Genomic DNA, 22,056 nt, shown 5'->3' on the forward strand with positions numbered 1-22,056 from the left:
CATTAATCCCCCCGCATCTTGCGTGCTATAGTGCCTCTTTTCGCTGATACGAGGTTCACGATGACTACGCCTGATGCCGTTGTTGTACTCTGTACCGCGCCGGATGAAGCGACCGCCCAGGATTTAGCGGCCAAAGTGCTGGCAGAAAAACTGGCCGCCTGCGCCACTCTCCTGCCGGGCGCGACCTCCCTCTACTACTGGGAAGGCAAGCTGGAGCAGGAGTATGAAGTGCAGATGCTGCTCAAAACCGACCGCGCCCATCAGCAGGCGCTGCTGGAGTGCCTGAAGTCCCATCACCCGTATCAAACCCCCGAATTACTGGTTTTGCCCGTCACTCACGGAGACACTGATTACCTCTCATGGCTCAACGCATCATTACGCTGATTCTGCTGCTCTGCAGTACATCGGCATTCGCCGGGCTCTTTGATACTCCCGGCCGCTCAAATTTTGTGCCTGCTGACCAGGCTTTTGCCTTTGATTTTCAGCAGAACCAGCACGAGATAAACCTGACCTGGCAAATCAAGGAGGGTTACTATCTCTACCGCAAACAGATCAAGCTCAGCGCCGCTGACGCCGCTTTCCTTGAGCCATCGCTGCCGTCCGGCGAATGGCACGACGATGAGTTTTACGGCAAAAGTGAGATTTATCGCCAGCGGCTAACCGTGCCGGTTACGCTCACCCAGGCCGCCAAAGGGGCCACGCTGACCGTGACCTGGCAGGGCTGCGCCGACGCCGGTTTTTGCTATCCGCCGGAAAGCAAAGTGGTGCCGCTCAGCGCGGCGCTGGCGCTCTCCGGCAACGAACCGGCTCCCGCTCGCCCGGCCCTTCCTGGCGTCGGAGAGCCGAAGCTTAACCCGCCCCTCCCGGTAGAACCGCGTCCGGCGCTGACGTTCACGGAACCGCCGTCGGTTGAAACGGCCGAGCCTTCTGCGCCAGGCCAGTCCGTCGCCAGGAGCGATAGCGGCCAGCTTCCGTTTTCCGCCCTCTGGGCGCTATTGATTGGTATCGGTATCGCGTTTACACCCTGCGTCCTGCCGATGTATCCGCTGATCTCTGGTATTGTGCTGGGTGGTGAACGCCGGCTTTCCACCGCCCGCGCTCTGCTGCTGGCGTTTATCTATGTCCAGGGGATGGCGCTAACCTATACCGCGCTGGGTATGGTGGTTGCCGCAGCGGGCCTGCAGTTCCAGGCGGCGCTGCAGCATCCATACGTACTGATCGGCCTGTCGGCGGTCTTTATTCTGCTGGCGCTGTCGATGTTTGGCCTGTTTACCCTGCAGCTGCCGCCATCGTTGCAGACGCGTTTGACGCTGATGAGCAACGCCCGACGGGGCGGTTCAGCCGGCGGCGTGTTTGCCATGGGCGCCATCGCCGGGCTTATCTGCTCGCCCTGTACGACGGCGCCGCTGAGCGCGATTCTGCTGTACATCGCGCAAAGCGGTAACCTGTGGCTGGGCGGCGGCACGCTATATCTCTACGCGCTCGGCATGGGGCTGCCGCTGATTCTGGTCACCGTGTTTGGCAACCGTCTGCTGCCGAAGAGCGGCCCGTGGATGGCCCATGTGAAGACCGCGTTCGGTTTTGTCATCCTGGCGCTGCCGGTCTTTTTACTGGAGCGTATTGTGGGTGAGCTATGGGGGCTGCGCCTGTGGTCGCTGCTGGCGGTGGCCTTCTTTAGCTGGGCATTTATCACCTCCCTCGGCGCCACGCGTCCGTGGCAGCGCATCATGCAGATCGTGTTGCTGGCTGCCGCGCTGGTGAGCGTTCGCCCGCTGCAGGACTGGGCGTTCGGCGCGCCGGCGGCGGCGCAGCAGCAGGCGCACCTGGAGTTTACCCGCGTCAGCACCGTCGATGAGCTCGACCGGGCGCTGGCGCAGGCTAAAGGCCGGCCGGTCATGCTCGATTTGTACGCTGACTGGTGCGTTGCCTGCAAAGAGTTCGAAAAATACACCTTTAGCACACCGGAAGTGCAACAGGCCCTGAAAGATACCGTTCTGTTGCAGGTAGATGTGACGAAGAACAGCGCGCAGGACGTAGCCCTGCTGAAGCATCTGCGGGTGCTCGGCCTGCCGACGATCCTGTTCTTTAATGCGCAGGGAGAGGAACGGCCCGCGCAGCGCGTAACCGGCTTTATGGATGCCGCGGCATTCAGCGCCCATTTGCGCGATCGGCAACCGTGAACGACACTTTAGGAGGTAAAATGGAGGAGAAAATCGTGCAACGTGAAGATGTTCTGGGTGAGGCCATACAAATTCTTGAAATCGAAGGTATTGCTAACACCACGCTGGAGATGGTCGCCGAGCGCGTTGCTTATCCGATCGATGACCTCAAGCGTTTCTGGCCAGACCGCGAAGCGCTCCTGTATGACGCCCTCCGCTATCTCAGCCATCAGGTTGATGCATGGCGTCGCCAGCTGCTGCTGGACGAGACGCTAACGGCGGAGCAGAAGCTGCTGGCGCGCTATGCGGCGCTGACCCGCTGCGTGAGCAATCACCGCTATCCCGGCTGTCTGTTTATTGCTGCCTGCACCTTTTATCCGGATGCCCAGCATCCGATTCATCAGCTGGCTGAACAGCAGAAGCAGGCTTCGCTCGCCTATACGCACGAGCTGCTGACCCAGTTGGAAGTGGACGATCCGGCGATGGTCGCCAAACAGATGGAGCTTATCATCGAAGGCTGTCTGAGCCGCCTGCTGGTGAAGCGCAGCCAGGCCGACGTCGACACCGCCCAGCGCCTGGCGGAAGACATCCTGCGCTTTGCCCAATGTCGAATGGGCGGCGCGCTAACCTGATTCCGATATCTTAACCCATCCTTCGCGCATATAATTTCCCTCTCACCGATATGTTGACAGGGTTTTATATGCGTTCTCTCCTTTGGGTTGCCATCATCGGGCTATGTCCGATATCGCTGCTGGCGGCTCCCGTACAGGGTTTTTCTTTCGCATATAAAGACTGGGAAGTGGCCTGTGATAATACCGGCACCTGCCGGGCCGCGGGTTACGGCATCAACGTCGGTGAGGTCAGCGTCCTACTGACCCGCGGCGCAGGCCCGGATCAGCGCGTAACCGGCCAGGTGACTTTTGCCCAGACCGATCGTGACATCCCCCCTGACGCCACCGTTCGCCTGCTGATCGACAATCAGGATCGCGGTACGCTGGATGCCAAAGACGACAGCCATTTCCGTTTCGACAGCACGCAAACGGCCGCGCTGATTCAGGCCCTGGAACACGACGGTCACATCGAGATTTCGCTCAACGGAGAGCGCAAATCGCTCTCGAGCGCGGGCAGCAGCGCGGTGTTTCTCAAGATCGACGAATTTCAGCAGCGCCAGGGTACTGCGGATGCGCTGCTGCGCAAAGGGGATGCCGACGATAGCAATACGTTGAACGCGCTGCCCGCCCCGGAGATTATCGCCGCCCCCACGCTCGCCAACGCGCAGCCGGAACCGCTGACCGCCAAACAGCGTCAGCGCTTCCTCCCGGAGCTGATCCCGCTGCTGAATAGCCGCTGTGACGACTGGCAAAACAAAGATATTCCCGCGCAGGAGCGGCAAATCACCGCCACCGTTCTCGATAAAAGCCACTGGCTTCTCCAGGCGCTGTGCTGGCGAGCCGCCTATAACGACGGTTACGCCATGTGGGTGGTGGATAGCGCGCCGCAGGCTAAACCTCAGCCGATCTCCACCGATGCCTCCAGCTATGCCGATGGCGTCATCGCGTTCTTCAGCAAAGGCCGCGGTATCGCCGACTGCGTGAGCGGAGAGGAGCGGGTCTGGAACGGCAAAGCGTTTGTCCAGAGCCTGAAATATACCACCGGCATGTGTCGTGAAATCACGCCCGGCGGGACCTGGATGCTGCCAACCTTCGTCAGCCAGGTGCGTCCTAAGCAGCAGAAAGACGCCGATAATAGCGCGCTCAAAGCGCTGTATAGCGCCGTGCTGAAAGAGCAAAAGGCCAATCCGGAGCTGGAGCTAAATAAAATCGCCGAGCAGTTCCCGCTCACCGGGCACGTCACCAACTTTACGTTGACCTACGCCGACGATACCTTAGTGTCAACAAACAAGCCTTCCGCCGATATTAGCGACGATGAATGGCAGGCGTTTCTTCATTCTGATATCAGCGCTGACTCGGAAAACGGCAAGGTTAGCTTCACGCTTATCGACCTCGATAACGACGGCAGGCGCGATTTAATTATCGACAGCTACGTCGGCGGAACCGGCTTATTCAGCTATACCGGGGTCTTAAAACGCGGTGATGACACCTTCGATAGCGTCAACGGCAGCGATAGCGATGACGACGATGATTTTGACGCCGGCGTGCCCGGCGCGCTGTACTCCCTCAACGGGCGCGGGGCCAACCAGTGGAGCCGGTGGGTCAGAATTAACGGCCAGGTATATGCGCTTTGGTACAACGGTCAGTTTGGCGAGGATAATCTGTATCTGCTGCGTCCGTTCAGCCCGACGGACAGGACCCCTGCGGTGACGATTCGCTACCGCTATACGCTGGATACCATCAGCTCGCCGGAGAAAAACCAGCCGTTAACGCCGGCGCTGAATGCCAGGGATAAGGCGGATTTACTTAAGTCGCTGGAGATCATGCAGGGCAGCCTGCTGAAGGATAAACCGCAAACCGATAGCGACGCGCCGATTTGCCCCATTCCTCCCGGCACCTCCTCCGACGACGCGGATAACTACTACAGCGGCATCCCCTCAAACTATATCTATGAAACGGTGGCCTATATTCCCGTCTGGCTGAATGATAAGTGCTTCATAGGCACGATTTTTAGCCACCACGGAACCTACCGCCACGGCGTCGATGCGGAGATTACCATCAGCTCTCCGCGCGAAGATGAAGAGGTGATCGGCGACTATACCCTTTCCGGCTTACGCCACGTCATCTCTGCTGTTAGCGGCTGGAAAATCCGTCAGGGCGACAACGGTATGATGTGAATTATGGCCAAAACGCGGCTTCCGATGCAAAACTGCCGTAAAGTTAAGCAATCGGCAGGAAAATCAAGAAATGTGGTTGACGCGCGAAGTGTATTACGGTTTAATTCGCCCCGTTGCCCGGATAGCTCAGTCGGTAGAGCAGGGGATTGAAAATCCCCGTGTCCTTGGTTCGATTCCGAGTCCGGGCACCACTATTTAGAGAACCCAGCCTATGGCTGGGTTTTTGCTTTTCTGCAGCCGGACTCTCCATCGAACTGCGTTCGATTATTCGCCGCCAGCGGCTCACCCCTTCGGGGCCGGCGCGACAGGCGCGCCGTTCAACACCTTCGGCGTTAGTCCGAGCCGGGCACCACTATTCAGAGAACCCAGCCTATGGCTGGGTTTTTGCATTTCTACGGCCGGACTCTCCATCGAACTGCGTTCGATTATTCGCCGCCAGCGGCTCACCCCTTCGGGGCCGGCGCGACAGGCGCGCCGTTCAACGCCTTCGGCGTTAGTCCGAGTCCGGGCACCACTATTTAAAGAACCCGCCCAAAAGGCGGGTTTTTGCATTTCTGCAGCCGGACTCTCCATCGAACTACGTTCGATTATTCGCCGCCAGCGGCTCACCCCTGCGGGGCCGGCGCGGCAGGCGCGCCGTTCAACGCCTTCGGCGTTAGTCCGAGTCCGGGCACCACTATTCAGAGAACCCGCCCAAAAGGCGGGTTTTTGCGTTTCTGCGGCAGGACTCTCCATCGAACTACGAAGGATTTCGTCTGCGCCAGCACTTCCACTCCGGCACGATGGTTAACCCCGTGACAGTAATGCCAGCCCTGCATCAGCCCCGTTGCCACACAGGAGATCCACAACCTGCGGCGACGGGAGTGATAAAGCCACTGGCCGTTTTCACTTGCCAGGTTAGGCTCTAAAAACAGAACGTCACGAAACCCGTTGTGTTTTATCCAGTGACTGGAACATCGCATTTTTAGCGCAGGGGTATTTCCCATAAACGTCCGAGTCGTGAAAGCTTGTCCGGGTTGCGTACAATAAATATCTGCGCAAGATGGCCATCGATATCAAGAGCAAAACTGACTGCCGCTGCGATATGGTTTTGATCAAAGAGCAAAACGCCTTGCAGGCCGTTGATGCGCGCGGGTCGCCATTCATAGGTTCGCCAAAACGCAGACAGTTTACCGCCGATGAACTCAAGAACGTCGATTTTGCCGATAATCGGTGTCAGATTGGCGGAAACTTTGCCGCCGCCATCAGCTCTGAGCGCAATATCTTCTGACAGCAGAGCAGAAAGCGGTTTGATATTCCCGGTTTCCACCGCGGCTTTGAAAGAGGCAAGCAACGCTTCCTGCCGTTCCTCTGGAATAACGCTACATACCTGCGGGTGGCCAACCTTTTCCCGCGCACGTGACACCAGTTTACGACAGGTTGCCTCTTCTGCGTCCAGAGTTATGGCAAGATCTGCATAGGGGAGGTCAAAGATATCATGAAGCAAATACGCCGCGCGTTCGCGGGGCGTAAGCCTTTCGAGCAGTAGCATAAAGGCCATTGATAGCGATGATGAAAGGTCCAGCATTTGCTGCTCGGATGTTTCAACGGCCATTGTCTGAAGAGGTTCCGGAAGCCAAACGCCGATATAGTCAGTGCGAGCCTGCTGCGCGCCGCGCAGCAGATCAAGGCAGCGACGAGTACAGACCGTAGTTAGCCAGGCAGCTGGATTCAGGATTGGGCGGCGATCCACATGCAGCCACTTAATAAAGGTGTCTTGCACAGCATCTTCCGCATCGGCCAAAGAACCTAAAATGCGATAGGCGAGGCCGTTCAGAAACGGCCTTCTGGATTCGAACAGATCTGCGTACTTTTCGTCTTGCATATTAATGGCCGGAAATATGGATTCTATTCCAAAGATTTATCATAGTGATATTGGCGGTCAGCGCACTAATTTCCTCCTCAGAAAAGTGCTCACGCAACTCCGCGCGCAGAGGGCCATAATCGGTGTGACGTTCAAGCCGCGTTAGCGCCTCCGTCCAGGCTAACGCCGCCCGTTCGCGAGGCGTGAAATCATCGACATGCCTCCATACTATCAAGCTGTCCAGACGAGCATCGGTTTCACCGTCCTCGCGTGCCTCTTTGGTATGCATTTTGACACAGTAGCCACAGCCGTTGATTTGCGAAGCACACAACAACACGAGATGGTAGATCTTACGTTCCAGACCGTGCGAGTCGATACTGCCATGCACTTTCAGCAGGGCGGAGAAAACATTGGCAATAGTTTGCGAGTGATTTACCGGGGCGGTATTCATTAAAGGTGTCGACATTTCAATTCCTCATTTATGTAGTTAGCACATAAAGATGACGAATGAGAGAGGTGAGTTGTGACCGTCCGGACAATAAAATTTATTAGCTCAGACCTGATCTGACAGTTACCGGTTATTTATACAGGTGCCTTTTCCAGCTCTCAGGAATGAAATCCCGTGAAGCTGACGGGGAATCTTTCGTAGCTTCTTACAATATATCTCACGGATAGTATCGAGGGCGTCATTAAGAGGTAAGGCGGCCGGAGTGCCCCCTCAGTTACAGGGCCGAACCGGCAGCAACTGGCCTGTATCCTGCAGCAGCTGGCATCCACAATGTGATATCCAGCGCGTGGCCGTTCAGAAGTCAGAAGGTCATGTAAAACCACATCCATACATTGATAAGGAACGGCGCGGATTTAATAAAACGACCGTGGCGGTCGCTAACAAAAACGCGAGAATAATCTGGTCGATGCTGAAAAATGAGACCGAGTATCAGGCAGTGGGAAGTTACTACCCGGCCAGAAAAGTTGCAGCGTACTGAGAAATGGCGACAGGTTGCACCTGCACAATCGGAACCTGATTTTTATACTGGCCTTTGAGGCCGTCCAGTTGTTGAAGCGATTGCGTACGGATTACCCATTTGGGCACAGATTTTCCTGATGCCGGATAGATGTAAGTAACAACCCAAAACCAGATTCAGTACTTGCAAAACAGAAGTAGTCCATGGATGTAAAATGTTGTCTCGGAAATCCCCATCTTTCTGCAGACTTCCCCGATGCGGGTGCCGGTTTCAGCGCAAATGCAATCTGTTCTTCGGTATAGCGGATCTTTTTCATGGCAATAAGCCTCTCTGTGAGCAGGAATAAAGACCGGATACTTCAGTTTAGACTGGCACTGTTTTCAGGGAGGAGATCAAGTCCAAAAATGACTCTGAGGTGGCTGTTAAACCCGTGGCGATTCAAAAGAATCGCCGATATAAGTGAGAATAATTATCGTTTCCTCTTGTTCGTTATATCTCTTTGGTCTGATAATACTTCACCATCGTTTCCTGATTTCCTGTGACGAACATGACCAATCATCACGCCGCCACGCCGTCGGCGCAATCATTCTTAGTTGAAGACTTCTTAGATTTTGGCGAACGTTATGGAATCGACTATCGTTTTCCGGCGCTTTCGTCGCGCTACAGTAGCGATAAAGATCGGCGCATTGTCGTACGGGGGAGCGTTGAAGAGATGCTGCTGCCATCCGGCATTCGGCTCACCCATTCCCACGTGCAGGTTATGCAGCCGTATGAATCCACTTCGCTGCGTAGTTCACCGATGTACACGCTAATTATTCTGGAGGGCTGCTTACGCATTCGTCTGGGAGAACGGTATTTTATCGTGCGTCCGGGGATGGCGCTAACCACCCGATTAGGCGAGCAATGGGTGATGAATGTCAGTCATCTGGCGGATACGCAGTTGAAGACGATAGTGCTGGGATTCTCTCCTGAGACCCTGCAGCTATTGCCGGCAATGACTGAGCTGCTATTCGAATGGGGGCAGATGAAATGTCCTTGTTATCTGTGGTCTGTGCCGGAGTACTTACTGGCCGGCATCCATGCCGCTCTGGCGTCCAACTCCCCGCTCATAACACGCCAGTTAATGTTGAACGGAGTGGCGATGCAGGTTCTGGGGCATGCAATGACGGCGGAATGTCCGGTATCGCCCCTGTTCTCTCCCGGCGAGTGGGGACGGCTTGAAAGCGTACGCCAGCGACTGGAACAGCAGCCACAACAGGAGCATACGCTGTGTGAGCTGGCGCGCAACGCGGCAATGAGCCCCAGCAGTCTGAGCGCCAAGTTTCGTCAGGCGTATGGCGACTCGGTGTTCGATTACCTACGTGACTGTAGACTGGCGCTGGCGTATCACCATCTGCAACAGGGTTACAGCGTCCAGCAGGCGGCCTGGATGTCCGGCTATCAACACGCCACGAATTTTGCCACTGCTTTTCGCCGCCGCTACGGTATCGCGCCAAGCGCGGTACGCAATAGTTAACCCTCTTTTGTTGTTGCTCATACATAACTCATCGCCGCGCATAGCCTGAAAACGGCACGATGCAGTGATAATGACGTTTCCTGCGCTTTAAATAATGAGGATTTGATAATGGGGATCGCCTTTACGCTGAAACGTTCTGTTTTTTTGTGTGGTCTGGCAGCCACCGTTCCCTCCTGCGGCTTTGCCGAAGATAGCATGACGGTTATTGGCTCTGCAGTGGACTCTGCGGATGCACCAACCAGCGGCTACACGGTTACCAGCAGTAAAGGAGCGACCAAAACAGACAAACCGTTGATCACCACCGGGCAGTCGATTTCAGTCATTACCCGTCAACAGATGGAAGATCAAGGCGCTTTAACTGTCAATGAAGCGCTGAACTACACCGCCGGAGCTTTCACCAACTTTGCCGGCGCGGCAACGCGCTATGACACGGTGTCTCTGCGAGGGTTCCACGGTAGCGACGTTGACAACGTTTTCCTCGATGGTCTGCGGCTGATGAGTGATGCCGGTAGTTATAACGTGTTACAAGTCGACCCCTGGTTCCTGGAACGTATTGACGTGATTAAAGGGCCGTCCTCCGCACTGTATGGCCAGACTGTCCCTGGAGGTCTGGTGATGGAGACCTCAAAAAATCCGCTGTTCACAGAACAGGGTCATATACGCCTGCTTGGCGGCAGCAATAACACCAAAGGGGCCGCTTTTGATTACACCAACGCGATTAACGATCAGCTGGCGTTTCGCCTGACTGGCCTGACGCGTTCCAGCGATACACAGTACCAGCACACGCGTGAAGAAAAATACGCCATTTCTCCGTCGCTGCTCTGGCAACCCGGTGAAGATACCTCGCTACTACTGCGAGCCTATCTGGAAAAAGCGCCTTCCGGGGGTTACCACAGCGCTGTACCGGGCGAAGGCAGCATTACCGAACATAACGGCTATAAACTGAGTAATGGTTTCTATGATGGCGACAGTAGCCTCGATCAGTTTAAACGCCGCCAGCAGATCTATAGTCTGGCGTTTGCGCATCGCTTCAACGAAACCTGGGCGTTCCGCACTAATGCCAGTTATTCCCACTCTAATGTCGATCTCGATCAGGTGTATCAGATAGGCTGGGACTCCAGCAATTCGGACTTGTTGAATCGCTACTATTCCGGCTCGCGGTCATCCCTGGACGCCTGGGCGATCGATAACCAGTTGGAAGCGGACTTCAACACCGGTGATCTCCAGCATAAAGTCGTGCTCGGCGCGGAATACCATCAGTACAAAAACGATCTCAGAGACGCGAGTGGCTACGCTAATCAGTTGAACGCCCGTACAGGGGAAGCCGTAGGAGCCCGTTATAATTACGACTTCTATGGCAGTCAGCGGCGTTACTATCAGACGGGGATATATCTGCAGGATGAGGCGGTGTGGAACCGTTGGCATTTGGATCTTTCTGGCCGCTATGACCGCATTGTGTCACAGACGGATACCTACTCAACCGGTGTAAAACATCGCCGTCAGGACGACAATGTCGGCGGCCGAGCTTCATTGCTTTATGCTTTCGACCACGGTATTTCACCTTACGTCAGCTATAGTCAGGCTATTACGCCACAGTCGCTGTCCGGGCAGGACGGCAGTATCCTGAAACCCACCACCGCAGAGCAGTATGAAGTCGGGGTGAAATACCAGCCGGTCGGTACCAGGGATCTCTACAGCATTGCGATATACGATCTGACCCAGAAAGACGTGGGGAATCGCATCGTACGTGAGGCTTACTACGAGCCGGTAGGGAAAGTGCATTCACAAGGGATCGAGCTGGAAGCGCATAACCAGCTGACGTCGAATTTGAGCATCATCGCCAGTTATACCTTAAGCCGGGTGCGCTTTAAGGACGCGGTTGACGGCAACGATGGCCACACACCGTACCTGTCCCCCAACTCTATGGCTTCCGCCTGGGGGCGCTACCAGTTTGATTACGGTTTGTCCGCAGGCGCAGGCGTGCGCTACATCGGTAAACAGTGGGCTGATAACGAAAACAGTACCCGTTTAGCGTCTGTCACGCTGATGGATGCTTCCGTACGCGCGGATCTCGGAGCCTGGAACAGCAGTCTGAAAGGAGCCTGGCTACAGGTGAACGCTAATAACTTGACCGATCGTAAATATGTGGCCGCCTGCTACGGTACCGGCTATTGCTACTGGGGAGCGGAACGCGCCATCGTTGCCACCGTGGGTTACGATTTCTGATCTTTAGCGCCTTGAGCCCTTCGATAACCAGGGTATCCATACCTGTAGCTGGAAGGGTCGTTAAGCAGCAAACTGTAACGGTGTGACTGCTCCTCGCTGTTTATGGCGGGAAGCAGTCGCTGTTCAGATATCTTCGCAACTCATCAATAAATGTTCGAACACGCGCTGGTAGATGTCTGCGGCTGGGATATATGACATGGACGGCGAGCTCTGCCGCACTTATTCCCGGCAAAACTTCTACCAGCTTGCCTTCGCTCAGTCCCCGTTTCACAACAAAGGGGGGGCAAGAGTCCGATCCCATTCCTTCCGTCGCTGCGGCCCGGATGGGGGGGAATTCACCAGCGGGGAGTACATGCAGATGACCGCCGCTCAAAACGTGGCGATGAGTTACGGGCGTTACCCCCCGATGTGGGCTGATATTTATCGTAGCCCGGAGGTAGGACATTTCGGCGTTGAGAGCCGCCTCAACGCCGATTTTCTTCAGGAGGAGAGCGAACTGGCTGAGATCTTCAGGGATTTTGAGATTTTTGGCCAGTTCGTTAGCCAGAGCCTGCAACTGTTTTTTTGTCCATAACACAACCTGTTTTTGATGGTGGATTGAACCTATCAAAATCAGGCAATGACACAATCTTATGTACAGGCTCACAAGGCCGGCTTTTCCACGCTATTTCAGTTCCCCCAGTCCGAAACCTCAGACGGTAAAAACTCAGTTACTGACAGGGATCACCGCGCCTTTATACTTAGTGCGGATCCAATCCTGAATCTCTTTTGAGTGCAGCACGGCCACCAGTGCCTTAATATCCGGCTTATTCTCATCACCGCGGTGCACGGTAATAATATTAGCATACGGGTTATTCTCACCGCTCTCTACCGCGATAGGATCTTTAACTGGGTTAAGGCCCGCATCAATCGCATAGTTGGCGTTAATCACCACCGCATCGCCTTCATCATTGTTATACATCTGCGGCAGCAACGCGCCCTCAACGTTAGGCAGGAACTTCAGGTGCTTCGGGTTTTCAACGATGTCGGTAATGCGCGCATCGATCTTGCTCACGCCTGGCTTCAGCTTAATCACGCCCTCTTTCTCAAAGATAGACAGAATCCGCCCCTCTTCCGCCACCGCATCACGCATAATCACTTTGCCGTTCTCCGGCAGGTCTTTCAGTGACTTAAACTTCCTGGAATAGATACCGATTGGCTCGATATGAATTGCGCCCGCGCTGACAAAATCATAGGTCTTATCGCCCGCGTGATCTTTCAGTACGCTGTTCAGATACGGAATATGCTGGAAATAGTTAGCATCTATATCATGGCTCGCCAACGCAGTGTTCGGCAGGATGTAATCCTGGAACGGTTTGATCTCCAGATCGATACCCTGCTTCGCCAGAATTGGCTTCGCTTGCTCCAGAATTTCAGCGTGCGGTACGTTGGATGCGCCAACGGTCAACGTGTCCGCCCATGCGCTGAGGCTCATGGCACCCAGGGTTGCTGCAGCCAGCAGCGTCAGTGTTTTTTTCATTTAGATTTTCCTAAAAGTTAACGTTTATCGAGCCATGTGGTCAGAACATCACCTAAAAACTGGATGACAAAAACAATCACCAGAATCATTACCGTCGCTACCAGAGTTACATCACCGTGGTTACGTTGAAAACCCTCAAGATATGCCAGATTACCCAGGCCACCTGCGCCAATGACGCCTGCCATCGCGCTGTAGCTCACCAGCGCAATCAGCGTCACGGTAATACCGGAAACCAGGGCGGGCGAAGACTCCGGCAACAGCACGCGGAAAATCAGCGTACTCAACCGCGCGCCCATTGAGCGCGACGCTTCAATCACGCCTTTATCCACTTCGCGCAGGCCAATCTCCACCAGACGGGCATAGAACGGTGCCGCACCTACAATCAGCGCGGGCAGCGCTGCGTTTGCGCCGAGAATGGTGCCAATCAGCGTTTTGGTAAACGGGATCAGCAAAACGATCAAAATAATGAAAGGAATGGAGCGGAACACATTTACCAGAATGGAAATCACGCCGTAGATGGCGCGGTTCTGGAACAGGCCACCGCGCGCAGTCAGAAACAGCGCCAGTCCAAACAGGATGCCAAGCACAAAGGTCGCCAACCCGGAAAGTGCAGTCATATACAGCGTTTCACCGGTGGCTGCCCACAGCTGGTCAACTTTCAAATGCGGGAACAGAGACTCAAACATGTTTTACCACCTCGGTTGAAATTTCATGGGCGTGCAGATCGGCCAGAATGCTTTCCAGCTGCGTGCCAGAGGCAGGAACCTGCAGCCACAGCTCACCAAAGGTGCCGTTGGCAGTTTGCATCATCTTTCCGTGCAAAATATTAAATGGCAGGGCGTACTTCAGTATCAACTCACCGACGATCGGCTGCTGAGTGTTCTGCCCAACGAAGGTCAGTTTCAGCACAGATCCTGCCCCAGCATCCACCAGGTCAGCATTAAACGGAGTATCGGCGCTGCTGTATACGGCGGTCTGTTTCACGAACTGGCGGGTGATTGGCTGCTGCGGGTGGGTAAAGACTGACAATACCTCGCCCTCTTCCACAATGCGGCCCGCTTCCATCACCGCCACGCGATGACAGATTTTGCGTACTACATGCATCTCGTGAGTGATCAGCACAATGGTCAGCTTCAACTTGCGGTTGATATCCAGCAGCAGATCGAGGATCGCGTCGGTAGTCTGAGGGTCAAGCGCCGAGGTAGCCTCATCGCACAGCAGTACATCCGGGCTGTTGGCCAGCGCACGGGCAATCCCCACTCGCTGCTTCTGACCGCCGCTCAACTGGGAGGGATAAGCACGTTCTTTACCGCTCAGGCCGACCAGCTCAATTAGCTCCCGCACCCGGCGCTGGATCACCGCCTTTGGTGCCCCGGCAATTTGCAACGAGAAGGCGATGTTTTCACTGACGGTACGCGACCAAAGCAAATTAAAATGCTGGAACACCATGCTGATTTTCAGCCGTGCCCGGCGCAGCACTTCGCCGCTGGCCTGAGCAATATCCTGGCCGCTAATCATCACACAGCCGGAAGTGGGTTTTTCCAGGCCGTTCAACAGGCGAATTAGGGTACTTTTCCCCGCACCGCTGTAGCCGATAATCCCGTAAATCTGGCCCTGTTCAACCTGCATACTGACGTTGTCAACGGCGGTAACCTGACCGGAACGGACATTAAATATTTTAGAAACGTTGCGTAAAACTATCATCCATCTCCAGCCTGTTTTCTGCCGTCACATCAGCAAATATATTGATTAATTAAACTGATTATTATATGTGAATTATTGATAGAACTAATTCCCAAATGATATTAAGCAGGAAGAAAACTATTGGAAATGACTGAAATGATATGAATTATATCTATAAAGAATATAAACGTAGCTATTGAACCTCTGGCGTTCTGAAAACAGGGGATTTTGGGACAGGGCTGCAACGAAATGATTGCACCACTGGACGGTGGCGCTGAATGTGGTATCAGACCGGCATTTGCACTTCTATGAACTCCTATTTTTTTGATTCAACAGGCTGGCGTAAAAAGTCTTTCCGATCGACAACTGGAATAACCCTCAGATGTTAACTGACAGCAAGATCCGCTCAGCAAAACCTCTCGTAAAATTATACAAACTCCCCGACTCGCAAGGCCTCAGTACCTACCAGCGGCACTAAGCTATAGTATTTCCGCTATAGCCTCAGAGATAAAGAACGCCGTCTGGGCTTTGGCCTCGACCCTCAAACCATGCTGGCAGAAACCCACGCAGATAAAACTCTCAGCTGCCTGAAACGCCTATCTGGAGTACTTATTTAGCGAGGAGAGAATCAACAGAGCTTGCTTTGCAATTTTCGTTATAAGAAAGAATGAATTTCTATTTCATCCCTCATCCTTATGCTGCTAGCTTCGCTGGTTTGTATATACAAGTAAATTCATGCTTTTTTTTCGGAGATACCGGGGATGAACATAAAAAACAAACTGGCAGCATCCTGGCTGGCGCTGGGTCTGATTACCGTGCAGGCGCAGGCAGCAGATTTCGTTGTTGGCAGTAAAAACTTTACCGAACAATATATCCTGGCGGAAATTTATGCCCGTGCGCTGGAGCAGTCGGGCCTCTCCGTTGAGCGTAAAACAAACCTGGGCGGAACCTTAATCGCCCACGCGGCTCTGCTGAAAGGCGAAATTGATATGTATCCGGAATATACCGGTACGGCGCTCAGCGCGGTGGTGAAAGGCACTCCCTCCTCCGACGCCGCACAGGTATTTAAACAGGTCAGCGACGCCTACCAGCAGCAATACCATCTTACCTGGCTACAGCCTGCCCGCGTGAACAACGGCTACGCGCTGCTGGTTAGCAAACAGACGGCAGAAAAATACCACCTGAAAACGCTCTCCGATCTCGCTAAAGCCGCTCCGCAACTGACTATTGGGGCAGGCGCAGAGTTTGGCGATCGCCAGGACGGTCTGAAAGGGCTGGAGCAAACCTATGGCATTAAATTTAAAGCCTTCCGCCAGTTTGCCAAAGTCGGCCTGCGTTACGACGCCCTTGCTGCCGGGCAAATCGACGTAGCAAACGGCTTTGCCACCGACTGGCAAATCGCTGAAAACCAGTACGTTGCGCTTGACGATGACAAACACCTCTTCCCTCCTTACGAAGTTGCACCGGTTGTGCGCGACGCGGCGCTGCAGGCGCATCCCCAGGTTCGCGACATTTTAAATAACGTCAGCCAACTGCTTGATAACGCCACCATGCAAAAACTGAATGCGGAAGTGGAAAAGAATAAAGAAGAACCGAGCGATGTGGCGGAAGACTTTTTGCGCAAAAAGGGCCTAATCAAATAGGGTACGATCGTGACAACGACACTTATGCTGGGTGATGCACCGCTCACGCTTGAAGACGTGCGGGCGGTCGCCGACTGCGGCCAGACTGTCGCGCTGGGAACGCAGGCGCAGCAGGCCATTGGCGCATCTTTTGATTTTCTGATGCGCAGCATCAGCGCCGGAAAGCGTATCTATGGAGTCACCACCGGACTCGGCGCAAATGTCGATACCACGGTACTGCACGCGCAGGGCGGCCGCCATGATGAGGATCTGCTACAGGCAATTCAGCGGCGAATCCCGCTGGCGCGGGCAGTGGGCGTAGGGCCGCAGGCAACGCCTGCACAGGTCCGCGCGATAATGCTGGCGCGTCTTGCGGGCCTGGCACAGGGCGCATCGGGCATTTCTTTGCCCGTGGTGCAGACGTTGCTGGCCTTTCTCAACGAAGGTATTCATCCCCGAGTTCCGCTTATCGGTTCGATCGGCGAAGCGGATCTCGCGCCGCTGGCGCATATCGGCCGTGCGCTCGTTGCCGATGGCGAGGCCGAATATCGGGGCTCGGTGGAATCGGTCTCCACATTGCTGAACCAGACTAGAGTGGCGCCTGCACCGCTGCGCGGAAAAGACGGGCTGGCGCTTGTCTCATCCAATGCCGCAAGCGTCGGCCTCGGTGCGCTGCTTCTGCTGGATATAGCCCGGTTAATAAACGCTCACGCGGGTGCCATAGCGCTCTCGTTTGAATCGTTTCGCGCCAACGTTACGCCGCTAACGCCCTGGGCGGCGCGAATGCGCCCTGCGCCGCAGCAGGCAGAAACCGCCGCCTGGCTGCTGTCGCTTCTGGATGGCAGCCCGCTGCTCCAGCCCGACGGCGCACGCGCCTTGCAGGATCCGCTCAGCTTCCGCTGCGTCGCACCGGTGCTGGCCTGCGTGCGCCACGCCTGGCTAAATGCGCGCGCGGCGGTCGAACTGGAACTCAACAGCGCCGACGACAACCCCGGCCTGCTGGCAGAGCCGGAACTGGTGCTGGCAAATGCCAATTTTGACGTCACGCATCTGGCGCTGGCGCTGGAAAGCCTCGGGCTGGCCCTCGCCCGCCATGCCGCGTGCAGCGGTGAACGCATCATGAAACTGATGTCGCCCGCCGCCAGCGGCCTGCCGCGTTTTCTCACCCGCCACACCGGGCAGACAGGTTTCGCCACGCTGCAAAAAACGGTTTCCGCACTGGTCAGTGATATCGCGCACCATGCCCAGCCGCTCTCCCCACTGACAATACCGGTGGCCGATCGGGTTGAAGATTACGCCTCGCAGGCAATGGGCATCGTAGCCAAAACCACGCGACTCATGGAAAGCCTACGCTATCTGGTAGCAATTGAACTTTTGGTGGCTGCGCAGGCGCTGGATCTTCAGGAGGCCCCGCAGCCCGGGCGCTATGCAGCGGCGCTACATGACAAAATCCGCGCCCGGGTGGCGCCGCTGGATGAAGACCGCGCCAGCGCTGGCGACATTTCCATTCTGGCCGACGCGATAATGCAGCCGGAATGGCTTGCAGGCCAGGCCGTATTGCTGGAGACCTCCTGATGCGCTGGGCGACACGACACTATGACGACATTCTACTGGCGCTCTGGCAGCACCTGGTACTGGTCGGCGCCGCGATGCTGATGGCGTTCGTTATTTCGCTGTTTCTCGGCATTACCACCGCCCGCCGCCCGCGGCTGTACGCGCTGGTGATGACGGTAACCGGCATGATTTTTTCCATTCCTGGGCTGGCGCTATTCGCCCTGCTCATTCCGTGGCTCGGCATCGGCATGCTGCCGGCTATCGTCGGATTGACGGCCTATGCGCTGATGATCCTCACCCGCAATATTGCTGCCGGTTTTCACGCTGTTCCGCTGGACGTCCGCGAAGCGGCGCGGGGAATGGGGTACGGCACCTGGCGCAATCTGCGCGAAGTGGAGCTGCCGCTGGCGCTACCGTTCATCATCACCGGCCTGCGCATTGCCACCACCACGCTTATCGGCATCGCTACGGTCGCGGCATATATCAACGCCGGTGGGCTTGGCTCGATTATTCTCGCCGGGCTGGATCAGCGCTATCCGGAGAAAATATTTATCGGCGGCGGATTAACGTCACTGCTGGCGATCGGCGCGGATCTGTTTTTTGTCCGGCTCCAGCGGCGTATTTCACAAGGGAGAAGCCAATGATAACGCAGGCATGGCAATGGGTGCTGGATAACCAGCCGCTGTTCTGGCAGGCGGTGTGGCAGCATCTGACGATGTGTGGGCTTGCGCTCAGCATCGCCCTGATTATTGCGATCCCGACGGGTGTGCTGATCGCAAACCTCCCTCGCCTCGCCTTTATCATCACCAGCGGCACCAGCACGCTGCGGACGATCCCAAGCCTTGCGATCCTTGCGGCAGTTATGCCGTTTCTCGGCATTGGCCTGCTGCCCTCGGTCGTCGCGCTGGTGGTGCTGGCCGTGCCGCCGATTTTGCTCAACACGTGCACCAGCATTCAGTCCGTTAACCCGGATACGCTCTCAGCGGCGCACGGCATGGGGCTCACCCCCTGGCAGGTAACAGGCAGAATCGTGCTGCCTTTGGCGGCCCCCGGTATCCTCGCCGGCTGTCGTACCGCCGCCGTACAGGTGGTCGGCGGAGCGGCACTGGCGTCATTTATCGGCGGCGGCGGTCTGGGTGATTTTGTCACCACCGGCATTGCCATCATGGACATGTCGCGCCTGTTAGTAGGCGCGGTGCCAATTATTCTGCTCGCTGTGGGTATCGAAGCGCTTTTCGCCCTGCTAGAGCGTCTGTTTTATCGACCTGGTTAAAGGGCTAATCTAATGATTAAACTGGAAAATATTAGCAAAATTTATCCCGGTTCGCCGCGTAAAGCGCTTGACGATCTCTCCATGACGTTTGAAGAGGGAACCACCACGGCCCTGATTGGCCCTTCCGGCTGCGGCAAAACCACCACCATGCGCCTAATTAACCGCCTGGAACAGCCCACCTCCGGGCGTGTCTGGGTAAACGGGCACGATGTCGCAGCGGAAGATCCGGTGATGCTGCGTCGACATATCGGCTACGTCATTCAGAACGTCGGGCTGTTTCCGCATATGACCGTCGCGGACAACATTGCCACGGTGCCGCGTCTGCTGGGCTGGAGCACCGCGCGCATTCAGACACGGGTGGAAACGTTGCTTGAGCTGGTAGGACTGGATGCCCGGCAATACGCCAGCCGCTTTCCTGCGGCGCTTTCCGGCGGTCAGCGACAACGGGTAGGCGTTGCCCGCGCGCTGGCAGCGGACCCGCCCGTCATGCTGATGGATGAACCTTTCGGCGCCATCGACCCCTTGGTTCGCGGGCGATTACAGACCGAGTTTAAGCAGATTCTGCAGCGCGTGAAAAAGACGGTGATTATCGTCACTCACGATCTTGATGAGGCCATCAAAATGGGCGATCGCATCGCCATTATGCGCGAAGGGCGACTGTGCCAATACGCCCCTCCCGCCGAAGTGCTCTCGGCTCCGGCAGATGAGTTCGTCGCGGCTTTCGTCGGCAGCGATGCAGCGCTGAAACTTCTTGCTATTACCCCGGTGGCCCAGGCGATGGAAACGTCTCTGACCGCTAATCATCCACAGCGGCTCGACGTGAACGCCACCCTGAAAGACGCGCTGGCGCTGATGCTTTCCCGGCACGCCGACAGCATCACCGTCACCGAATACGGCTCGCCCGTCGGCGTATTAACCCGCCAGCGGCTTTTCACCCACGTGCGGCCCGATGCGGACCATACGACCTATGAGAGAAATTTATGACTCAAAGCATACATTTAACCTGGCTAAACGGCCCTGATGTTGACCAACTGCAGCTCACGGACGCGGAAATCCTCGCGGCGGTGGAGAACGGGCTGCGAGCGCAGGGGCAGAAAAAAACCGTCATTGAACCGCGCGTGCATTTAATTCCCGATAAAGCGTTTAACGGCCACTTTAACGTACTGCGCGGTTATATCGAGCCGCTGGGGCTCGCGGGGGTAAAAATCGTCGGCGATTATGTCAATAACTATACGCTCGGGCTGCCCTCGGAAATGGCTCTGCTGAACCTTTTCGATCCGCGCACCGGCATGCCGGTTGCCATTCTGGATGCGTCGGCGATTACCGATATGCGCACCGGCGCGCTTACCGCGCTTGGCGCGCGCCACCTCGCCCGCCGCGACAGTAAGGTGCTGGGGCATATCGGCGCACGGGGCACCGCTTACTGGAACGTTCGTCTGCTCAACAGCATTTATGATTTTGATGAAATCCGCATTCATTCCCGTCGCCCGGAAAGCCGTGACGCTTTTGCACGCCGTCTGGAGCAGGATCTCGGCAAAAAAGTCATCGTCACCGACGACTGGGAAAGCTGCGTGCGTGACGCGGATATTGTGGTCGAAGCCTCGCGTCTTGATGCGCCGACGCCGCTGTTAAAAACAGAGTGGATAAAACCCGGCGCCTTTGTCGTGCCCTACGGCACCATGAGCGCCGTGGAGCTGTCGCTTACCGACATTATGGATAAGCTGGTGGTGGACGATTGGGGACAGTGCAAAGGAGGCATGTTTGGATCGCTACGGGCCCATGTAGAGGCCGGAAAATTAAGCGAGCATACCCTGCATGCCGAGCTGGGCGAAATTGTCGCCGGGGCGAAACCCGGTCGTGAAAACGATGGCGAAACCATCCTCTTCTGGCATCGCGGGCTGTCGCTAAGCGATATTGCACTGGGGCATGCGATGCTGGAGAAAGCTCGCGCGCTGGGTGTTGGTCAGGAGCTACGCTACCGGTGATCGTTAACGCGCGAATGTACTCGGTCACCCCGACGGCCGCAGAGGGGTGGAAAAGGCTCCTGCTCGAAGCAGTACGCCGCGCCGGGCTGAAGGCAGAGATTTTTGACTACCCTGCCCCAGCCAGGCTGGAAGGGCTGTGGACTCGTTCCGATCTGCTGGCGGTATTCATGTGTGGCTGGCCCTTCGCGCAGCGGCGCTTTCCGGTACGCCCCGTGGCCGTGCCGATTACGGAAGACGCCGCCCGAGAAGGAATACCAGGGCACTACCGTACCCTGTTTATGGTGCCGAAGTCGTCTACCGCCGAAAGGCTGGAAGAGACCTTCGGCGGGCGGCTGGCGTATACCAACCCTGAGTCGCACTCCGGCTATAACGCGGTGCGCTATCATCTGTCGGCGTACCTTAGGGAATCGCGAAAAACGCTTTATAGCACCCTTGTCGGGCCGCTGGTGACCCCGCGACGCGTGCTGGAAACGCTGGCGGCGGGCGAAGCGGATGTCGGCCCGCTGGATAGCTATGCCTGGTCGCTGCTGCGCCGGTATGAACAGGAATTAACGCGCCATGTGCGTATCCTGGCGCGCAGCGCGCCCGCACCGATGCCTTTACTGGTGGCAAGCGATATGGTTGACCAGCAGGTCATTATGGCGCTGCAAACGGCGTTGCTGACGCTGAATACAGAACAAGATGCCACGCTATTACGGCCTCTGGGGCTTCGGGGATTTATCGCCCCCTCCGCCGACGCCTGGCAAGTGCTTTGCGACCGGGAAGAAGTTGCGTTCTCCAGAGGCTATGACATGCTGCGCTGAAAACGGCGTTTCATGCTGTCGCCCCATTATTCGCGCCGTATGCTATTACATCGTTACATGATAGCCGCGTCTTGAACCGCTCGATAATAGTTTGCCACCCTTGCGCACGCACAAACAGTA

19 protein-coding genes, 1 tRNA gene and 2 pseudogenes are annotated in these 22,056 nt (G+C 56.1%); 14 read left to right on the forward strand and 8 right to left on the reverse strand.

Translation table 11 applies throughout. From position 1 onward, the window contains the following. Positions 1 to 60 precede the first annotated feature (60 nt). The 5 genes from cutA to NWP14_RS22855 all read left to right on the forward strand — a co-directional run bounded on the left by cutA (position 61) and on the right by NWP14_RS22855 (position 5,138). On the forward strand, positions 61 to 384 hold the full coding sequence (gene cutA, locus NWP14_RS22835; protein WP_041143683.1) for a divalent cation tolerance protein CutA: 324 nt from the start codon (positions 61 to 63) through the stop codon (positions 382 to 384). Next, positions 360 to 2,180, forward strand: coding sequence for a protein-disulfide reductase DsbD (locus NWP14_RS22840; RefSeq protein ID WP_375216058.1), 1,821 nt, complete (start codon positions 360 to 362; stop codon positions 2,178 to 2,180). Before cutA ends, NWP14_RS22840 begins: the two co-directional genes overlap by 25 nt. Before the next feature lie 35 nt (positions 2,181 to 2,215). Continuing rightward, the gene (locus NWP14_RS22845) at positions 2,216 to 2,791 is read left to right on the forward strand and encodes a transcriptional regulator (RefSeq protein WP_095104556.1); all 576 of its coding nucleotides are present in this window, start codon (positions 2,216 to 2,218) and stop codon (positions 2,789 to 2,791) included. A 68-nt stretch (positions 2,792 to 2,859) separates the two neighbouring features. Further along, positions 2,860 to 4,947: a DUF1176 domain-containing protein gene (locus NWP14_RS22850; RefSeq protein ID WP_375216059.1), complete on the forward strand. Its 2,088-nt coding sequence runs from the start codon at positions 2,860 to 2,862 to the stop codon at positions 4,945 to 4,947. Positions 4,948 to 5,062: 115 nt separating this feature from the next. Continuing rightward, positions 5,063 to 5,138 (forward strand) — tRNA-Phe (locus tag NWP14_RS22855). A gap of 773 nt (positions 5,139 to 5,911) precedes the next feature. On the opposite strand, the gene sigJ is transcribed toward NWP14_RS22855, so the two are convergent. The 3 genes and pseudogenes from sigJ to NWP14_RS22870 form a co-directional block, all read right to left on the reverse strand. After that, positions 5,912 to 6,811: an RNA polymerase sigma factor SigJ gene (gene sigJ, locus NWP14_RS22860; RefSeq protein ID WP_095104458.1), complete on the reverse strand. Its 900-nt coding sequence runs from the start codon at positions 6,809 to 6,811 to the stop codon at positions 5,912 to 5,914. Between the two features lies 1 nt (position 6,812). After that, positions 6,813 to 7,256: a carboxymuconolactone decarboxylase family protein gene (locus tag NWP14_RS22865; protein ID WP_095104460.1), complete on the reverse strand. Its 444-nt coding sequence runs from the start codon at positions 7,254 to 7,256 to the stop codon at positions 6,813 to 6,815. Positions 7,257 to 7,964: 708 nt separating this feature from the next. Then, positions 7,965 to 8,071, reverse strand: a pseudogene (locus tag NWP14_RS22870) (transposase); the annotation flags it as partial. 231 nt (positions 8,072 to 8,302) lie between these two features. On the opposite strand from NWP14_RS22870, the gene NWP14_RS22875 reads away from it, so the two are divergent. Both NWP14_RS22875 and NWP14_RS22880 read left to right on the forward strand, forming a co-directional pair. Then, entirely contained in the window at positions 8,303 to 9,271 is a 969-nt protein-coding gene (locus NWP14_RS22875; RefSeq protein ID WP_095104462.1) for a helix-turn-helix transcriptional regulator, read from the forward strand. Positions 9,272 to 9,466: 195 nt separating this feature from the next. Beyond that, positions 9,467 to 11,497 (forward strand): TonB-dependent siderophore receptor, encoded by a 2,031-nt coding sequence (locus tag NWP14_RS22880; protein ID WP_370525602.1) that lies wholly within the window; start codon positions 9,467 to 9,469, stop codon positions 11,495 to 11,497. A gap of 100 nt (positions 11,498 to 11,597) precedes the next feature. On the opposite strand, the gene NWP14_RS22885 is transcribed toward NWP14_RS22880, so the two are convergent. From NWP14_RS22885 to NWP14_RS22905, 5 genes and pseudogenes are all read right to left on the reverse strand, one after another. Continuing rightward, positions 11,598 to 11,870: a LysR substrate-binding domain-containing protein gene (locus tag NWP14_RS22885; RefSeq protein ID WP_223261821.1), complete on the reverse strand. Its 273-nt coding sequence runs from the start codon at positions 11,868 to 11,870 to the stop codon at positions 11,598 to 11,600. Between the two features lie 13 nt (positions 11,871 to 11,883). Next, a pseudogene (locus tag NWP14_RS22890) lies at positions 11,884 to 12,074 on the reverse strand (hypothetical protein); the annotation flags it as partial. 129 nt (positions 12,075 to 12,203) lie between these two features. Continuing rightward, entirely contained in the window at positions 12,204 to 13,016 is an 813-nt protein-coding gene (locus NWP14_RS22895) for a MetQ/NlpA family ABC transporter substrate-binding protein (protein ID WP_095104466.1), read from the reverse strand. A gap of 17 nt (positions 13,017 to 13,033) precedes the next feature. Further along, on the reverse strand, positions 13,034 to 13,702 hold the full coding sequence (locus tag NWP14_RS22900) for a methionine ABC transporter permease (protein ID WP_045856968.1): 669 nt from the start codon (positions 13,700 to 13,702) through the stop codon (positions 13,034 to 13,036). Further along, a complete protein-coding gene (locus tag NWP14_RS22905; RefSeq protein WP_375216060.1) occupies positions 13,695 to 14,720 on the reverse strand; it encodes a methionine ABC transporter ATP-binding protein in 1,026 nt (341 codons plus the stop codon). Before NWP14_RS22905 ends, NWP14_RS22900 begins: the two co-directional genes overlap by 8 nt. A gap of 740 nt (positions 14,721 to 15,460) precedes the next feature. Between NWP14_RS22905 and NWP14_RS22910 the strand changes: the two genes are divergently transcribed. The 7 genes from NWP14_RS22910 to NWP14_RS22940 are packed head-to-tail and all read left to right on the forward strand — an operon-like array spanning position 15,461 to position 21,936. Then, a complete protein-coding gene (locus NWP14_RS22910) occupies positions 15,461 to 16,342 on the forward strand; it encodes a glycine betaine ABC transporter substrate-binding protein (protein ID WP_095104471.1) in 882 nt (293 codons plus the stop codon). Between the two features lie 9 nt (positions 16,343 to 16,351). Then, entirely contained in the window at positions 16,352 to 17,896 is a 1,545-nt protein-coding gene (hutH, locus tag NWP14_RS22915; RefSeq protein WP_095104473.1) for a histidine ammonia-lyase, read from the forward strand. Then, the gene (locus tag NWP14_RS22920; protein WP_045856957.1) at positions 17,896 to 18,519 is read left to right on the forward strand and encodes an ABC transporter permease; all 624 of its coding nucleotides are present in this window, start codon (positions 17,896 to 17,898) and stop codon (positions 18,517 to 18,519) included. The genes hutH and NWP14_RS22920 overlap by 1 nt, the downstream gene beginning before the upstream one ends. Further along, a complete protein-coding gene (locus NWP14_RS22925; protein WP_331833680.1) occupies positions 18,516 to 19,148 on the forward strand; it encodes an ABC transporter permease in 633 nt (210 codons plus the stop codon). The genes NWP14_RS22920 and NWP14_RS22925 overlap by 4 nt, the downstream gene beginning before the upstream one ends. A 12-nt stretch (positions 19,149 to 19,160) precedes the next feature. Then, positions 19,161 to 20,132 carry an ABC transporter ATP-binding protein gene (locus NWP14_RS22930; protein ID WP_095104479.1) on the forward strand — a complete coding sequence of 324 codons (972 nt, stop codon included), beginning with the start codon at positions 19,161 to 19,163 and terminating at the stop codon, positions 20,130 to 20,132. Beyond that, a complete protein-coding gene (locus NWP14_RS22935; protein WP_331833678.1) occupies positions 20,129 to 21,133 on the forward strand; it encodes an ornithine cyclodeaminase family protein in 1,005 nt (334 codons plus the stop codon). The genes NWP14_RS22930 and NWP14_RS22935 overlap by 4 nt, the downstream gene beginning before the upstream one ends. Then, positions 21,130 to 21,936 (forward strand): phosphate/phosphite/phosphonate ABC transporter substrate-binding protein, encoded by an 807-nt coding sequence (locus NWP14_RS22940; protein ID WP_375216061.1) that lies wholly within the window; start codon positions 21,130 to 21,132, stop codon positions 21,934 to 21,936. The genes NWP14_RS22935 and NWP14_RS22940 overlap by 4 nt, the downstream gene beginning before the upstream one ends. Positions 21,937 to 22,056: the final 120 nt, after the last annotated feature.

The sequence above is a fragment of the Klebsiella sp. C349492 genome, assembly GCF_042055345.1.
Classification (GTDB): domain Bacteria; phylum Pseudomonadota; class Gammaproteobacteria; order Enterobacterales; family Enterobacteriaceae; genus Klebsiella; species Klebsiella scottii.